Origin of the sequence: Maledivibacter sp. (assembly GCA_025210375.1) — a bacterium.
Lineage (GTDB): Bacteria > Bacillota > Clostridia > Peptostreptococcales > Caminicellaceae > JAOASB01.
The window spans coordinates 16,267-33,322 of record JAOASB010000023.1 but is presented as its reverse complement, the minus strand read 5'-3'; the positions used below and the strand labels follow the sequence as shown (position 1 = coordinate 33,322).

General features: G+C 32.6%; 12 protein-coding genes and 1 riboswitch. Of the genes, 9 read left to right on the top strand and 3 right to left on the bottom strand.

Features of this window, described 5'->3' with window-relative positions:
* Positions 1–50: 50 nt before the first annotated feature.
* The 8 genes from N4A68_07825 (at position 51) to N4A68_07790 (ending at position 11,458) form a co-directional block, all read left to right on the top strand.
* Entirely contained in the window at positions 51–3,092 is a 3,042-nt protein-coding gene (locus tag N4A68_07825; GenBank protein ID MCT4564218.1) for an AAA family ATPase, read from the top strand.
* 236 nt (positions 3,093–3,328) lie between these two features.
* A complete protein-coding gene (locus N4A68_07820) occupies positions 3,329–4,156 on the top strand; it encodes a carbon-nitrogen hydrolase family protein (GenBank protein ID MCT4564217.1) in 828 nt (275 codons plus the stop codon).
* Positions 4,157–4,263: 107 nt separating this feature from the next.
* Positions 4,264–5,334 carry an alanine--glyoxylate aminotransferase family protein gene (locus N4A68_07815; GenBank protein MCT4564216.1) on the top strand — a complete coding sequence of 357 codons (1,071 nt, stop codon included), beginning with the start codon at positions 4,264–4,266 and terminating at the stop codon, positions 5,332–5,334.
* A gap of 29 nt (positions 5,335–5,363) precedes the next feature.
* Positions 5,364–6,275: a D-2-hydroxyacid dehydrogenase gene (locus N4A68_07810; GenBank protein ID MCT4564215.1), complete on the top strand. Its 912-nt coding sequence runs from the start codon at positions 5,364–5,366 to the stop codon at positions 6,273–6,275.
* Positions 6,276–6,286: 11 nt separating this feature from the next.
* Positions 6,287–7,537 (top strand): DUF1015 family protein, encoded by a 1,251-nt coding sequence (locus tag N4A68_07805; GenBank protein ID MCT4564214.1) that lies wholly within the window; start codon positions 6,287–6,289, stop codon positions 7,535–7,537.
* A gap of 507 nt (positions 7,538–8,044) precedes the next feature.
* The gene (locus N4A68_07800; GenBank protein MCT4564213.1) at positions 8,045–9,325 is read left to right on the top strand and encodes a glycosyl hydrolase family 18 protein; all 1,281 of its coding nucleotides are present in this window, start codon (positions 8,045–8,047) and stop codon (positions 9,323–9,325) included.
* A 251-nt stretch (positions 9,326–9,576) separates the two neighbouring features.
* A complete protein-coding gene (locus N4A68_07795; GenBank protein MCT4564212.1) occupies positions 9,577–9,804 on the top strand; it encodes a hypothetical protein in 228 nt (75 codons plus the stop codon).
* Positions 9,805–10,210: 406 nt separating this feature from the next.
* Positions 10,211–11,458, top strand: a complete 1,248-nt coding sequence (locus tag N4A68_07790; GenBank protein MCT4564211.1) for an NAD(P)-dependent oxidoreductase — start codon at positions 10,211–10,213, stop codon at positions 11,456–11,458.
* Positions 11,459–11,642: 184 nt separating this feature from the next.
* On the opposite strand, the gene N4A68_07785 is transcribed toward N4A68_07790, so the two are convergent.
* Positions 11,643–11,999 (bottom strand): type II toxin-antitoxin system Phd/YefM family antitoxin, encoded by a 357-nt coding sequence (locus N4A68_07785; protein MCT4564210.1) that lies wholly within the window; start codon positions 11,997–11,999, stop codon positions 11,643–11,645.
* A 148-nt stretch (positions 12,000–12,147) separates the two neighbouring features.
* On the opposite strand from N4A68_07785, the gene N4A68_07780 reads away from it, so the two are divergent.
* Positions 12,148–13,410: a putative manganese transporter gene (locus N4A68_07780; GenBank protein ID MCT4564209.1), complete on the top strand. Its 1,263-nt coding sequence runs from the start codon at positions 12,148–12,150 to the stop codon at positions 13,408–13,410.
* A gap of 44 nt (positions 13,411–13,454) precedes the next feature.
* A riboswitch (cobalamin riboswitch) is annotated at positions 13,455–13,634 on the top strand.
* A 237-nt stretch (positions 13,635–13,871) separates the two neighbouring features.
* Here the strand turns inward: N4A68_07780 and N4A68_07775 are convergent.
* Together N4A68_07775 and N4A68_07770 are read right to left on the bottom strand one after the other, a co-directional pair.
* Positions 13,872–14,741, bottom strand: coding sequence for a mechanosensitive ion channel family protein (locus N4A68_07775; GenBank protein ID MCT4564208.1), 870 nt, complete (start codon positions 14,739–14,741; stop codon positions 13,872–13,874).
* 233 nt (positions 14,742–14,974) lie between these two features.
* Entirely contained in the window at positions 14,975–16,882 is a 1,908-nt protein-coding gene (locus tag N4A68_07770; protein ID MCT4564207.1) for a glutamine synthetase, read from the bottom strand.
* Positions 16,883–17,056: the final 174 nt, after the last annotated feature.

Sequence of the window (17,056 nt, the reverse complement as noted above, 5' to 3'; positions counted from 1 at the left end):
AACTGCGGGAACGTTAGTTGTCGGCTCAATAAATATAAAGAGGGGATAGGATGAGTTTAATAAAAGTAAAATTATTCAATACTCCTTGTGTAATGAGAGATAATGAAAAGATTAAATTTCCATTCATGAAGGCAGAGGCTTTGTTCTATTATTTGCTTGTCAATAAGCAGGCTACAAGGGACGAGCTAGTTTCTTTATTTTGGGGTGAGTCTGGGGACAAGATTGCCAAAAAAAACCTTAGAAATGCAATGTATAAAATAAGAAAAGCCTTTGATATGGATATTATCATATCTCCTCAAAAGTCAACCGTAATCTTAAATCCAGATATAGAAATAGAGAGCGATTTAGAATTATTATTATGTGGAAAAAGGGATTTCATAGAGATATATGAGGGCGAATTTTTAAAGGGGTTTGGAGTAAAGAGGGCAGAAGGCTTTGAAAATTGGTTGTTTAACAAAAGACAGTATTATAAAGATATATATCTATCGAGGATATATAATAGTATAGATATTTCCTTTAATGAAAAGGACTTAGATAAAGTTAAAAAATTTGCAAAGCTTATATTAAACGAAGATGAATTTGATGAAAGACCCTATCGGATATTGATGAATGTTTATAGAGAACAGGGTACCTATAATAAAGCTATAGAGTTATATGATAGATTAGAGAATACCCTTGATAAGGAACTTGGGATTAAACCGGATTTAAAAACTCAAAATATCATTAAAGATATAAAAAGAATTTATAAGGTTAAGGAACCAATGCTTGATAGAAGGCCACAGGAATTATTTTATGGAAGAGAAAAAGAGATAAGTTTTCTTAAGAAGAATTTCAGATTGTTTATGGATAATAAAGGGTATATGTCTGTTTTCATTAAAGGAGAAGCGGGAATAGGAAAAACAAAGTTAAAGGATGAATTTTATAGGAGTATCGAAAAAGAGAATGTATATATATTTGAGACAAATTGCTATCAAGCGGAAAAACATTACTTTTTAAAACCATGGAATGATATACTTTCTGAGCTTTCTATTATTATTGAAGAAAACACAATCAAAATTCCTTTGACATGGAGGAAAATGATTTCATATATTTTTCCATCCTTTTATAATGAGGAAATGATAGATAAGAAGAACCCCGTTGAAGTTTTAGATACATTAAAATTTAGTGTTATTGAAGAAGCTATTCAGGGGGTTTTTAAAAGGGTTGTTGAAAAAAGAAAAATAATTCTTATCTTTGAGGATATGCAATGGATAGATGATTTAAGTCTATCCCTTTTGTCAACTATTATTCATAGAAACCATAATATCATGCTTCTAAGTACTTGTAGGAATGTGCATTATGAAAGAATAGATCAGTTTATTACAATGTTAAGATCCCATAATTTACTTGAAGTAATTAAGCTTCATCGATTCACAAAGGATGAAATGGATGATTTCATCCATAAATATTTTAAGGGGCCTACAATTAAAAAAAGGACAAAGGAAATAATATACAAAGAAACTGAAGGTAATACTTTTTTTCTTATGGAATATCTTAACATGATTAAGGAAAAAGGGGACTTGGAAAATGTAATTTCCCCTAAAATGAAGGATATACTTAAAAGTAAATTCATTGATATATCTCAAGAAGGCAAGAAGCTTCTTAATATAGGAGCCATGTTTTTTGACAAAGTGACATTGAAAATGATAAAAGAATTATCGGGGAAAGATGAATTCGAGATTATTGAGATTATGGAAGAACTTCATAATAAGTATATCATCTATGAAATTGGGGGAGAAGAAATTAGTTATAAATTTACCCATCAAAAGCTTAGAGAATATGTATATTACAGCCTATCTTCAGCTAAAAGGAGAATACTGCATAATAAAATAGGGGATATAACATTAAAATCCCTTAGGAATGATAAAAGGGACGTGGCCATATATCCAAAGCTAATTTATCACTATTCAAATGCTGGAAACACTTTAAACACCTTGAAATATATGATTAAATACTTAGATGTATATTTGGATATAAAACATGAGCTTTTTCCCATTATAAGCTATGTAGACTTCAAAGAACCAAATTTTAAAAACATGAGTATTAAAAAGGTACTAGATTATTTTAACGATATTGAAGAACTCTTTACAAAGTTAAAGGATATAGAAGTAGATATTGAAGAAGTAATTACATTGGAGATAGGGTATTTACATATAAAGGGAAGATACTTAATTAGAGAAGGGGAATATAAACAAGGTAATAAAAATATTGAAGAGATGATTGATAAAGCCCTTAGTATAAAATCCTTTAAATATGCACTAAAGGGATATAGGCAAAATATATATTATGGTATTCAAGTTCATGACATTTTTTTTATGGAGGATAACATAGATAAGGGACTAAAGATTGCTTATGCCCATAACTTAGATGAAGATATAGGCATATTTTTAAGATTAAAGGGTCTAAACAAAATTATGATGGAAGCATATGATGAAGCTGAAAAGTTACTTACGGAATCAATAAAGACCTTTACAAATATAAATAATGATAGTAAATATTCCTTAAATATAGCTGCTTGCTATAATTATATTGGTGAAATAAGAAGACATAGAATGGAATTTTCCAAGGCATTAAACTATTATGACAGGGCTATGAAAATATGCGAAGAAAAAAAACTTTTAAGGGGACTAACTATTTTCAATACCAATGCAGGACAAGCGGCCTTTGAAAAAGGTGATTATCTAAGGGCAAAGGAATATTTAAAAAGAGCCATTATCATTTATGGACAAATTGATACTTTATGGGGGCGTTCAACGGCAGAAGGTTTTATGGCATTGATTAAATGTAAAGAAGGTAAATATGATTTGGCCTTGGAGCATCTGAAAAACGCTGAGTACTATTCTGGAAAATTGAAAAGTCCTTTAGAAATTGGGATAGTTTACAGAGTTAAGGCAGAAATCAAGGCAAATATGAAAGGCAATGAAAGCTTAAATAAGGTGTTTTCAAAATATTTAGATTTATCCATAAAGAAATATTGTGACATGGGAATTAAGCATCTAATGGAAGTAAAGGAAGGTTACGAAATCGGGATACTAAAAATTCTTAGTAAATAAAGATTAATATAGGGATTTTAGTATAGACTTTAATTTATACATCTCAAAATATCCGATGAGTCTAGGGAGTTTTGATGTGTATAAATTAACTGTTTAACTGGAATATCTATATGTCATAGAAATGATTAGTGTACTTTAATTATTTCTATGGCATTTTGTTTTTTATACGGCAAAGAAAATTTATAATATAAATTATTAAAAAATGGTAAAATATATAAAAGAAAGGAGGGGCATATGTGTCTGAATTTAAAATCGCAGTTTGTCAGTTAGATGTTTTACAAAAAAAGGAGGATAACTTAGGAAAAGCTAAAGAGATGATAAAAGAAGCTAGCCATAATGGTTCAGATTTGGTGGTTTTACCAGAAATGTTTAACTGTCCATACGGTAATAGTTCTTTTCCTAGATTCGCAGAGGAATTCCCTGGGGAAACAACCAGTTTTTTATCAAAGTTGGCTCAGGATGAAAGGGTTTATATTGTAGGAGGATCAATACCGGAAAAAGAGGGAGATAATATATTTAACACCTCCTATATATTTGATAGGAAAGGAAATGTAATTGGGAAACATAGAAAAATACATCTCTTCGATATTGATATAGAAGATGATATTAGCTTTAAAGAGTCAGATACCCTAGGATATGGCAATGATATTACAGTTTTTGATACGGAGTTTTGTAAAATAGGTGTCGCAATTTGCTATGATATGAGATTTCCAGAACTTATGAGATTGATGACCCTAAGGGGCGCAGAAATTATTATTATTCCCGCAGCATTTAATATGACTACAGGGCCTGCCCATTGGCATGCCTTATCAAAAATAAGAGCAATTGATAACCAAGTATATTTTGTTGCAGCTTCACCTGCTAGAAACCTAGATTCATCATATGTTGCATTTGGACATTCTTTAATAGCCGATCCTTGGGGGGACGTTATTGCTGAAGCCGATGAAAAGGAAAGAATTATTTATGCAAATATAGATCTATCGAGGGTTAAAAAAATTAGAAATCAATTACCCTTACTTAAGCACAGAAGAGTAGATTTGTATGATGTCAGTGATATAGATTAAGATTTTTTAACAATCCTCAAAAATGTTGTTTGAAATTTCTATTAATGATATTATTAATCATAGAAAACGTTTTTTTATATAAAAAAATTTATATGGGAGGTAAACAAATGCATAAAAGACTATTTATACCTGGGCCGGTTGATGTTGCAGAGGATGTACTTCAAAAACTAGCTACACCTATGATAGGACATCGTACTAAGGATGCTTCTGACTTACAAAGAGGTATTGCAGAGAAGATGCAGAAACTCATGTATACTAAAAATACAATAATGTTATCTACTACTTCTGGTAGTGGGTTAATGGAAGGTGCGATTCGTTCTTGTACTAGAAAAAGAGCTGCTGTATTTTCGGTGGGAGCTTTTGGGGATAGATGGTATAAGATGGCAGAAGCAAATGGAGTTCCGGCAGATAAGTTTGCTTCGGAATGGGGTAAGCCCACCACTCCAGAAATGGTAGATGAAGTGCTTGCTACTGGGAAATATGATTTGATCACTATAACTCATAATGAAACTTCAACGGGGATTATGAATCCAGTAAATGGGATTGCAGAAGTTTTGAAGAAATATCCTGATGTGATATTCTGTTTAGATACAGTTAGCTCATTAGGTGGGGCAAAGGTAGAAGTAGATAAACTTGGAGTTGATATTTGCATTACTTCTACACAAAAGTGTCTTGGACTACCTCCAGGATTAGCGATTTGCTCAATATCTCAAAAAGCCCTTGATGCAGCTAAGGAAGTTCCTAATAGAGGATTATATTTAGATTTATTAAATCTATACAACTACATACAAAAGAAAGATCATCAGTATCCATCAACTCCTTCATTACCACATATGTTTGCATTAGATTATCAATTGGACAAGATATTAGAAGAAGGTTTTGAAAATAGATTTAATCGTCATTTAGAAATGGCAGAGTATGTTCGGTCATGGGCAAATAAACATTTTGAAATGCTCGCTGAAGAAAAGTATGCTTCAAATACATTGACGACTATTAAAAATACTAAGGGTATAAGCGTTGCTGACTTGAATAAAGAGTTAGGAAAACGTGGATATATGATATCTAATGGTTATGGAGACCTTAAGGAAAAGACCTTTAGAATAGCCCATATGGCGGAAACTACTTTAGATGAAATAAAACAATTATTGCAGATTATTGAAGAAATACTAGGTTTATAGGATTAGAATAACCATTTGGGGGTTTGAATATGATTAGAATATTAGTTACCGATGGCATGGATAAAAATGCTGTTAAAAGCTTAGAAGATGCTGGTTTTGAAGTCGTGCAGCAGTTTTATGATGTAGAAGAACTTAAGGAAAAGGTAAAAGAGTTTGATGCTATGGTAGTGCGTTCAGCCACAAAGGTACGGAAAGAGGTTTTAGGCGCAGCTTTAGAAACCAAGAGATTAAAGCTTGTTGTAAGAGCTGGGGTAGGAGTAGATAATATTGATGTTAACTATGCATTAGAGCATGGTATACAGGTTATGAATACACCAAAAGCAAGCAGTGCATCCGTTGCAGAACTTGCCATAGCCCATATGTTTGCCATTTCAAGATACATTCATATATCAAATGTTACAATGAGAGAAGGTCAATGGAATAAAAAACAGTATAAGGGAATTGAATTAAATGGCAAAACCCTTGGACTAGTGGGATTTGGAAGAATTGCAAGGGAAGCGGCTAAAAAAGCCCATGCCCTTGGAATGAAAATTGCTTATACCGATATATCCGGGGAAAAAGAAGGGTACCATGAGTACAAATATATGAATTTAGATGATCTGTTGGCAAATGCAGATTTCATATCGGTACATGTTCCATTTAATAAAGAAACCGGTGCTGTACTTGGACAAAATGAATTTAACAAAATGAAGGACGGCGTATATATTATTAATACTGCTAGGGGAGGCGTGATCTGTGAAAAAGCTTTAATAAAGGCTCTTGACTCAGGGAAGGTAGCCGCTGCGGCAGTAGATGTGTTTGAAGAAGAACCTACTAAAAATGAAGTGTTATATACACATCCAAAGGTTTCCGTGACACCTCATATTGGAGCATCTACAAAGGAAGCTCAAGCTAGAATAGGTGTCGAAGTAGTAGATGTTATAACAAAATTCTTTGCATAGGAGGTAATAGCATGGCTGTTGTAAGACCCTTTAAAGGAATTAGACCAAAGATTGATTTAGTGGATAAAGTGGCTTCACTTCCATACGATGTTATGAATAGAGAAGAAGCTAATAAAATGGCAGAGGGTAATGAATATTCATTCTTACATGTAGTAAGATCAGAAATAGATGTTGATAATTCTGTAAGTCAGTATGATGAGAGCGTTTATAAAACAGCAAGAAAAAATTTAGATCAGATGATTGAAGAAGGCATATTAGAGCAAGATGAAACACCTAGATTATATATATATAGACAAATAATGGATGGTAGAGTACAAACGGGTATAGTTGGTTGTACTTCCATTGATGACTATATGAATGATATCATTAAAAAGCATGAATTTACAAGACCACAAAAAGAAGTTGATAGAATAAATAACTTTGACCATTGTGATGCAAATACGGCACCTATTTTCTTAACCTATAGGAAAAATGACGAACTAAGTAGTATAATTAATGATTGGATAAAATTCCATAAGCCAGTTTATAATTTCACCAGTGAAGATTCAATAACCCATATAGCTTGGGTTATAGATGAAGATAGCATAAATAGTAGGATAAGAGAAATCTTTGATGGAATAGACTATTTATATATAGCCGATGGGCATCATAGATCGGCATCATCTGTAAAGGTTGGTTTAAAAAGAAGAGAAGCCAATCCGAACTATACAGGGAAAGAGGAGTTTAACTACTTCTTATCAGTAATTTTCCCAGATGAAGATTTATTCATTATGGACTACAATAGAGTGGTTGTTGATCTAAATGGATTAACAGATGATGAGTTTATGAGCAAAGTTAACGAAAAATTTAGCGTTGAAGAATATAATGGAGAAGGACAATATAAGCCTACTCAAAAACATACCTTTGGTATGTACATAGATAGTAAATGGTACAAATTATCTCCACAGGAAGGTCTATATGATGAAAATGATCCTGTTGATAGGCTAGATGTTTCTATATTGCAGAAAAATCTTTTACATCCTATACTAGGGATCGAAAACCCTAGAACAGATAAGAGAATAGATTTTGTTGGTGGTATCAGAGGACTTGAGGAGCTTGAAAGAAGAGTAGATAATGACATGAAGATAGCCTTCTCAATGTATCCAACGACTATGGAGGACCTATTATCAATAGCAGATGCAGGAGAAGTCATGCCTCCAAAATCTACTTGGTTTGAACCAAAGCTTAGAAGTGGATTATTTGTTCATAGGTTAAGGGATTAATCAATAAAGGACTAAGAAGCCCTTTGTTAGTTCTAAGTGATAAGTTCTAAGTTTTTAGTAATTTTCTTAGGACTCAGAAGTCAATTAAAAGAGAAAATCACAGTCAATATTGGCTGTGATTTTTTATTTGCTATAATTTATAGAATAAAGATATTATGTAAAAGTTATGAGATTGGTGTCCTTAGATTCTATTTGTCTATAAAGGAATAACATAAACCTTAGAACTTACAACTTAGAACTAAAAATCTAGATTCCACTTTTTACTTAATTGAGGAAATTGCATAACTCTTACTTGGCACAATTGCATATGCGAATATCATCCTTAATTTGAATATTTAAGATATAGTATATTTAGTGGTGTAGCTTTGAAGATTTTTAAACTACATGTAGTAGATGGTTTTTATAGAAAGTAATTATGCAATTTGCTCAATTAAGAAAATTAACTTTTTAATAAAATATAACAATATATATTATTGCTGCATATACTGAAATGAAAGGGGTGATTTTTTGATAATTCATGTTGTTAAGCCGGGTGAAAGCTTATATACTATTGGACAATTATACGGAGTAGCACCTTTTAAAATTGCTGATGATAATGAACTTACGGACCCTGGCAAGCTTGTAGTAGGTCAGACATTGGTGATATTACAGGGAACAAGGGAGCATGAAGTGGTTTCAGGAGAATCTCTTTATTCAATTGCCAGACAATATGGAACCACTGTTGAGGCTATACTTAATGCTAATCCCGAGATAACAAGTCCCCTAGTAATATATCCAGGTCAAATAATAGATATTCCGCCAACATCGAAAAGACTGGGGAGTATAGAGGTTAATGGATACGCTTTTCCCAATATAGATATGGATGTACTCAAGAAGACTTTACCATATTTGACGTATCTAAGTATTTTTAGTTATGAAGTGAATCCAGATGGGTCATTAAATCCAATAGATGATGAAGCTTTGATAAAGGCAGCTAGGGAGGCAGGAGTAGCTCCACTAATGGTAATAACAAATCTAGAGAGTGGAGGAGGTTTTAGTAGCGATATAGCCCGTAGCATACTTACTAGTGAAGAAACCCAAGAGATACTAATAAATAACATAATTAATACCTTAAAAGAAAAGAATTATTATGGATTAGATATAGATTTCGAGTATATTTACCCAGAGGATAAAGAACTTTATAATGATTTTTTGAGAAAGGTCACTAGTAGGTTAAGACCTATGGGATATACTGTCACAACGGCTTTGGCCCCTAAAACCTCGGCAGATCAAAAAGGTGTAGTTTATGAAGCCCATGATTATCCCGTACACGGTGCTTTAGCAGATCATGTTGTGATAATGACCTACGAATGGGGTTATACCTATGGACCTCCATTGGCGGTGGCTCCCATTAATGAGGTTGAAAAGGTTGTCAATTATGCACTAACAGAAATACCGAGCAGGAAAATTCTCATGGGTATACCTAATTATGGATATGACTGGACACTACCCTATACTCCCGGTACAGCAGCAAAAACAGTTACCAATACAGGGGCTGTAGACCTAGCTGGAGATGTGGGTGCCGCCATACAATACGATCAGAAATCCCAGGCACCTTTCTTTAATTATTATGATAGTGAGGGGAAGCAGCATGTGGTATGGTTTGAAGATGCAAGAAGTATAGATGCAAAGGCTAATTTAGCAGGTAGGAAGAATCTCGGTGGAGTAAGCTATTGGACCATAAATAAGTATTTTCCACAAAACTGGCTGGTTCTAGATTCATTATTTGATATTAGTAAGCTTCTTTAAAAAATTTAAAAGAAACCATTAATTTATCCACTTGTTACGGCAGTGGGTAATTTTTTATGGGGAGTTTCAGAATAAATGCAGGTCGAGGTTTCGATATGTATAAATTAAAGTTTTAATTGGAATCTCTATAAAAATTTAGCTGTTAAATGAAAATCAATTTAATTAAGGCAAATAGTCCAGTAAGTACCAAGAGGAAATAGCCATACTTTATTGAATAGTATTATAGTTAAAAATAAAAGGAGGTAAGTATAATGAATACTTCAAGTAAGGTAATAGACATCACAATACAAAAAAACTTCAAAAATTTGGTGGATGCAAAGAGGGAGGGAAAAAACTTTGATTTTAAAAGTGAATTAAAGAAAGAGCTTGAAATGATGCTTCAAGAATTAAGTCATAATAATTCAGTTGAAAGGGGAGAGATAGAAAATCTATTACAGGAAATAGAAAGGCGACGGTTAAAGATTAAGTGTATTCAATAAAGCCTGTGCAATTTTTTAAATAATTATTAATGATTATTAATATAAGAATAAGTGTGTTTGATACATAGTAAATGAATATGGTTTATCAGGTATATCACTTATAAAATTAAAAGGTCGACTGTTATGTTGGCCTTTTACTAATTAAAGTTTTGACTGCAATCTATATATATTAGTATAATAAATTAAGTACTAAGTTAAAATAAACAATGAAATAAAGTGTAAGCAAAAAATTATATTAATATAGAAACAATATAGATTTCCCAAAGTTAAACTTAATTTATACATCTCAAAATATCCGATGTTTTTAGGGATTTTTGATGTGTATAAATTAACTGTTTAACTGGAATATCTATATATATAGATTCTAGTCAAAACTTTAATTAATATCTATTTAGAAGGTGATTTTATGGCTGAACATATTATTGAAGAAGCTAAAAGATGTTTACAATGTAAAAATGCTAGATGTAGAAAGGGTTGTCCAGTTAATACTCCTATAAATGAAGTAATAAATTTATTTTTAGATGGTAAGATTCTGGAAGCAGGAGAAAAATTATTTTTAAATAATCCACTTTCATCGGTTTGTTCCCTAGTGTGTCCCCATGAAAAGTTTTGTGAGGGTAGCTGTATACTTTCAAATAAGGGAAACCCCATTCACTGGAGTTCTATTGAGAGATATATATCAGATTACTATTTGAATAAAATGAACATGAAGCCAAATATTGATCCAAATAAAAAAATAGCTATAGTAGGATCAGGGCCTGCAGGGATAACAATTGCATTTATCTTAGCTGCTAGGGGATATGATATTACGATATTCGAACTTCGTGATAAGATAGGAGGAGTTTTAAGGTACGGCATACCAAATTTTAGACTGCCTAAGGACATTTTAGATAGACTTAAAGACCAATTAACTAATATGGGGGTGAAAATAAGACCTAATACCTTAGTAGGGCCTGTGATTACAATTGACAATCTTTTTAGAGACGGATATAAAGCCATTTTTATAGGTACTGGAGTTTGGAATCCAAAACCCCTAAGACTTAAGGGGGAAAGTTTAGGACATGTACATTATGCCATAGATTATTTGAAAAATCCTGACGTATATGATTTAGGGAAAAAAATATGTGTGATCGGGGCCGGGAATGTAGCTATGGATGTAGCGAGAACTGCCATAAGAAAGGATGTCAATGAGGTCTATATAATGTATAGAAAAGGCGAAGAAGACATGTCGGCTAGTAGGAATGAAATAGAATATGCTAGACTAGATGGTGTTAGATTTGAATTTTATAAAACCCCTATAGAATTAAAGGATCAAGGGGTTGAATATTTAGAAACTAAAAAAGTAGAGGAAGATGGAGAAGAAAAATTAATTATATTGAAAGATTCCGAAGGGTTATTTGAAGTGGACTCTATTATTATCGCAGCAAGCCAAGGCCCAAAGGCCAATATAGTTTCACATACCAAAGGAATAGAGATAAATAAATTTGGTTTAGTAACAACGGATGAGTTTGGAAGAACCACTAGGGAAGGGGTTTTTGCATCGGGGGATGTAGTAACTGGAGCTAAAACCGTAGTTGAAGCAGTAAACTTTTCTAAGAAAGTAGCAGATGGGATAGATCAATATGTATCTAAAAAATATGGTAGCTCTGATTAAAGTGCTACCTTTCTTATTATGTTGATGGAGCTGGGATTAAGTTATCTAGGCACTACATAAAAGAATTTAGTAGCAGACTAGAATACACGGATTTGCAACAAACAAGTAGAGACATAGCATATTATGGCCCTACTTGTTTCTTAGATTTTGATAGCATAGGTTTCAAGGCATAATTAGTAAAGCGTTAAATCATACGATCTAGTTCTTCTTCATATTCATCTAACAATGAATTCAATTCCTGTTCATTAAGCTTATTTAAGCATGGATTATACTCGTCAGCTGGAACTATTGCAGCTATTGGTTTACCCTTTTCTGTAATAAGGAACTTTTTATGTTCCAGATTTGTTTTAAGTAACAGGCTGTTGAAAGTATTGAGGTCTAAGCTATCTAAGTCTATGCTACTTTCAGTTGTTACTCCCAAATCTACAGCAACTAAACCTTCCACTGTATTACCTCCTTTATTTAAGTTGTTGAAGTAATTTCCTTTATATTCTATTATATCACCTGTTAATCCTTGTGTCATTTTTTTTACTAACTTCAAATTTTTCCCACCCAAGTACTCATATATTATGATAGAAAATTATCATTTAGTGGAGATGACTTATATAAGGTATTTTCATGGAAATATGTTTAATATAGAATAGTTAGGGGTATTTTTTAAAATGATAAATGTTATTAGGAGGTAAAAGATGTTGAATAATATTTTTGAAATAGTTTTAGCAAGTGCAGAAAATTCATTTTTACAGGTAGGGGTTTTTGTTGGGGCTGTTTTACTTTTGTTTGGCTACGTAGACTATAAAAAGTCTGGTGAATTTGTAAGAAAAATTGAAGCATCAAAGAAATGGCAACCTATTTTAGGGGCATTGTTAGGCTTAACTCCAGGTTGCGGTGGTGCTATATTTATTATGCCTTTATTTGTGAAAGGAAGGGTTAGCTTTGGAACCGTAGTAGCAACATTAATAGCGACTATGGGGGATTCAGCCTTTGTAATAATATCTACACTTCCTTTTCACTATTTATTGGTCAGTGTGCTTTCATTTATTGCAGCCATAATAAGTGGATATATTGTGGATTATTATAAAGTTGGTGATAAGCTGCTATTAAATATGAACAAGCTATCTAAAAAGGAATTAAAAAAGCTGCATGAAAAAGCAGAACATATGACACAAAACTATGAGTGTAAAAACTCACAATCTTGCAAAGAAGATATCATATCCCATATTGGCCACGAAGAAGGTGATGAAATCGATATAGCACTGCATCACAAAGCTAAGGGTCATCAAGACCACAAATCTTTAGGTTATAAATTTACCCATAAAAGCTATTTAACTTATTGGGGAATAATATCACTGGGGCTTATTTTGGGAATAGCTCTATTGTTCCAAGTAGATGTAAACAGCTTGTTTATTCCTAATTTGGGCTCTATAGTAGGTATTGGGGGAACCCTATTCTCAATACTGCTCATGATTATGGGTAAAAAATTCCTGCAGGATGATACCCATGAGGAAGCTGAGCTAAAGGTTATGTCTTTAAAAGAAACACTCATTCATAGTGCCCAAGAGACAGCTTTTGTATCAACCTGGGTATACGTTGCATATCTTATCTATGAATTTGGTGTATTTGGATTAGGTGGAGGCAACTATGCAGTTGGTGAAGCAATTATGACTGATGCAATGACTTCCGCTGGATTTATTGCAGTTATAATTGGGGCTGTGATAGGTCTTATACCTGGATGTGGCCCACAAGTAATTTTTGTTGCTTTATTCACCAAGGGAATGGTACCCTTTGCGGCACTTTTAGCTAACGCAATATCACAGGATGGGGATGCTTTATTTCCTCTTTTAGCAATTGATAGAAAATCTTCTCTATGGGCTACTATTATTACTACAATACCAGCAATTATTTTTGGAGTGATTTTTTATTATATTGAAATAAGATTTAAATTATTTTAGAAGTTGTTGTCTTTTTTAAAAAATTAAGATATAATAAATATGGACAACAAAATAGAGATATAGGTGCCTCAAGGAGGGTAAAAGGGAAGTACGGTGAAAGTCCGTCGCAGCCCCCGCTACTGTAAACATTGACGAAACCTCATAAAGCCACTGATAATATCGGGAAGGCGAGGGATTAGGTTGAAGTGTGAGTCAGGAAACCTGCCTATGTTATTAGATATCTTCGGAGGGAAGAATAGTTTTGTCATTATCTAAATTTGCAAAATACTAATCTAGCCTTCCCAGCTAGATTTTTCTGTTTTGTGTTAACTTTAGATGAGTTGTCTAATTGTAAAAAGACAGTTTATAGTCATTGAAGTGCTTACTTTGTCAAGTGAAAATTAGAAATACCTACTATATCCTGTTTTGTTGTCCCTTTTTTATGTATATAAATATCTTAAAATGATGAGCTGAAAATAAAGCTATTTTTCTTTACCGCTAAACCATATCTTTGGATATCCCATTTTCAAATCTTTTTCATTAAATACTCTAAGTACAGTTTCGTTAATTCTATTCCTAATAAACCATTTATGACGTGGTATAACTATTCCAGTGATTATATATTTTGCGCCACCCTCCATGCCATTGAATGATATTACTCCAACTAGGTCAAATTCTGAATAATTTGTATTTCCTATCCTATACAATCTATCTTCATATTTTTCATTAATAATACAACATACTTCCTTCAAAGCTTTTTCAACTTCATCGTGATTTTCTTCAAAGGGAACTATTATTTCGATAATTACTCTAGATTTCTCTTTGTAATAATTTTTCAAAGTTTTTATTTCACCATTAGGGATATAAATCTTTGTTAATGACCATTCCCTTATGGCCGTAGCCCTTAGACCGATTTCCTCTACTGTCCCAAAATATTTTTCGTTTATGCAAATAAAGTCTCCTACCTTCATTTGTCTTTCAAAAAGTAAAAAAAATCCATTTATAAAATCCTTTATCAAATTTTGGGCCCCAAGACCAGCAACTAAAGTAAAAATACCAGCTCCTGTGAGAATGGTAGCTTTCTTTATCAATCCAAATTCACTTAGAATAGTTAGGATGGCAAAGGTCATTATGAAGTATGCTGCAACAGAATCAATTACGCTTTTTACGGTTTTTTCTCTTTGTTCATTGAACTTTGTTATTTCAATGATTTTCTTAGTTAAAAACATCACCAATTTAATTAATACAAAGGCCAATATAAGTATTATGATAGATGAAATAAATGGACGTACTCCCAAGTTTATCTTATTTATTTCTAAATTTTTTAATCCTTTAATACTATTTAGATCCATTTATCCACCTCGCACCTTAGTAATTAATTTTTTAAAGGCATTAAAGATACTAATATTTTTTACTCTTTAGTATCTAGATTATTCATAGAAAATCAGAGGGATTTGATTATAGGATGCTATACAAGTTATGGATACAAAAAAGAAGATATCCCAGAATGACAAAATTTTTCGTTGTTCTGGGATATCTTCTTTTGGTATACAAAGGGATTGATAACTTAGCTACTCCTATAAACCTAGTCTACTTTGAAAAGGTTTCTCTTATAGCTTGCATATAGTTTCTTTAATAAAGTGATTTTTTCACTCATTTCTATTTGTAAATCCGACGCTAAATCATAATCCTTATTATCAATACATTCTCTTATTCTAGTAAATAGAGATTTTTGGGTTAAGCTATCCTTCATTAAATAATATTTGAGATGATTAACTTTCTCCCAATTAACCACATCCAAATCCGTTGCATAATCTATATCATGGACTTTTTTACATTCTCTAACCAATTCAATATTTGAAGGGATGATCCTATCTTTTAATTCAGTAGTCCACTGCATTAATACGCTTGCTTTATAGGATGCTATAATCTTTTCGGAAAACACCCCATTTTTCGATAAAACCCTAAGTTTATCTGGGTACTTATCTAAATTGCTAATGTTTTGCCATACAGTTGAAGGCGGAATACCAAATAGAGTATTTCTTTCTTCGTCTGTGTAGTGATCAAATACGTCGTCTTCACTTCTATAGGCTCTATTTTTTTCTAAGTAGAAGCCTTCTTCTCCAGCTGATTTTGAGAATTCTGCCTCAAGGGCTTTATTATCCTTGCCTGATTCAATTACTGCTTCGATTCCATCTAGCATGGCTTGATAAATTGCTGCGGTGGCTAAATAGGTATTAGTTGTAGGATTAGGTACTCTAACTTCAAATCTGGTGGCAAGAGGATTATTAAAATCTCTGATTAAACCTGCCAAGATAGTTCTATTTCTTGAAGGTGTTTGAACCTCATGGCCAATAGAAGAAACAATACAAATAGGGGCTTCAAATCCAGGCTTTAATCTATTAAGAGCATCGTTTGTAGAAGTAATAAATGGGTTAACAACCTCGTAGTTTTTAAGTAGTCCCATTAAACCACCCCAACCCATTGAACTCATAAAGTATTTAGACATATCTGAAGGAGTAAATAGGTTCCGAATAGACCCATCCTTTAGTTTTACTGCTACACCAACATGTGTATGTTCACCGCTACCAGCAACGCCTTCGATTGGTTTAGCCAAAAATGTGACATCTAGTCCATGACTAACAAAGGTTTCTTTGATAATTTCCTTTGCAAATAATTCATTATCAGCAGTTTGCATTGCTGTACTATATTTCCAGTCTATTTCCAGTTGTTCCATTATGTGGTTGAATTTTCCGTTTTTAGAAACCGATGATGGAATCCCTCCCACTTCTTTATGTCCCATTTCTGCTTCATAGCCATATTTATTTAATAAAATCAATGATTTTTCCATGGCAGTACGAACAGGGCCTACTGTACGCTTCCAATATTGTTCCTTTAGGTTCTGAGAAGTAGATAAGTGTTCAAAGTCAGCTTTATCACCGGGAGTTTGTACCCAGAATTCAAGTTCTGTAGCCGTAGTAAGTATAATTTTATCAATATCATCTAGGGATTTTATACTAAATTCATCTAGGATTGACTTGTAATTACTAAGAATAGATTGTATTTCTTTTTTAAAATTATCTATAGATGACTTTAGAACTGAACGAGAACCAACCAATGTACCATCATGTTCAAGATAGGAAGGAATTAACAACGTACCTACAGGCAGGTTAGTTTCAGGGTCAATAAAATCATAGTTGTAGTCAACAAACCATTTAACATCTAAATCCGGTATAATATCGACCTTTGCATTATTTATTTCTGCTATCTCAGGTAAGTAAACACTTGAACCATCAGTTTGGGCACCATTTTGTAAAAAACCTTCAATATCTTCAAGCATTATATTAATAGGTATTTTTTCATCGGTATCATTATTACCAAGATCAACAGCAGCCAATGATACAAATTTAATTTCCTTATGGCTTTCAAGTACAGCCCTAAGTGATTCACAATCATGTTTTTCCGGGGGTATAAAGTATAGCAGTTTATCCATTGATACACCTCTTTCATTAATTGTATATTATGAACAATTATAGCATATTTTTTAAAAATGTAAAGTTATACAATGAAAACAGATAACGTTTTCAAGTTAAAAGCACAAGCATTAGAAAAGATATTACAGCATGTTAAAAAAATAAAATTGATGATAATGTTCGAGTACATCCGA

Coding starts and splice junctions, on each gene's coding strand:
- N4A68_07825 (MCT4564218.1), top strand. CDS start 51: ATGAGTTTAATAAAAGTAAAATTATTCAATACTCCTTGTGTAATGAGA.
- N4A68_07815 (MCT4564216.1), top strand. CDS start 4,264: ATGCATAAAAGACTATTTATACCTGGGCCGGTTGATGTTGCAGAGGAT.
- N4A68_07810 (MCT4564215.1), top strand. CDS start 5,364: ATGATTAGAATATTAGTTACCGATGGCATGGATAAAAATGCTGTTAAA.
- N4A68_07805 (MCT4564214.1), top strand. CDS start 6,287: ATGGCTGTTGTAAGACCCTTTAAAGGAATTAGACCAAAGATTGATTTA.
- N4A68_07795 (MCT4564212.1), top strand. CDS start 9,577: ATGAATACTTCAAGTAAGGTAATAGACATCACAATACAAAAAAACTTC.
- N4A68_07790 (MCT4564211.1), top strand. CDS start 10,211: ATGGCTGAACATATTATTGAAGAAGCTAAAAGATGTTTACAATGTAAA.
- N4A68_07780 (MCT4564209.1), top strand. CDS start 12,148: ATGTTGAATAATATTTTTGAAATAGTTTTAGCAAGTGCAGAAAATTCA.
- N4A68_07775 (MCT4564208.1), bottom strand. CDS start 14,741: ATGGATCTAAATAGTATTAAAGGATTAAAAAATTTAGAAATAAATAAG.
- N4A68_07770 (MCT4564207.1), bottom strand. CDS start 16,882: ATGGATAAACTGCTATACTTTATACCCCCGGAAAAACATGATTGTGAA.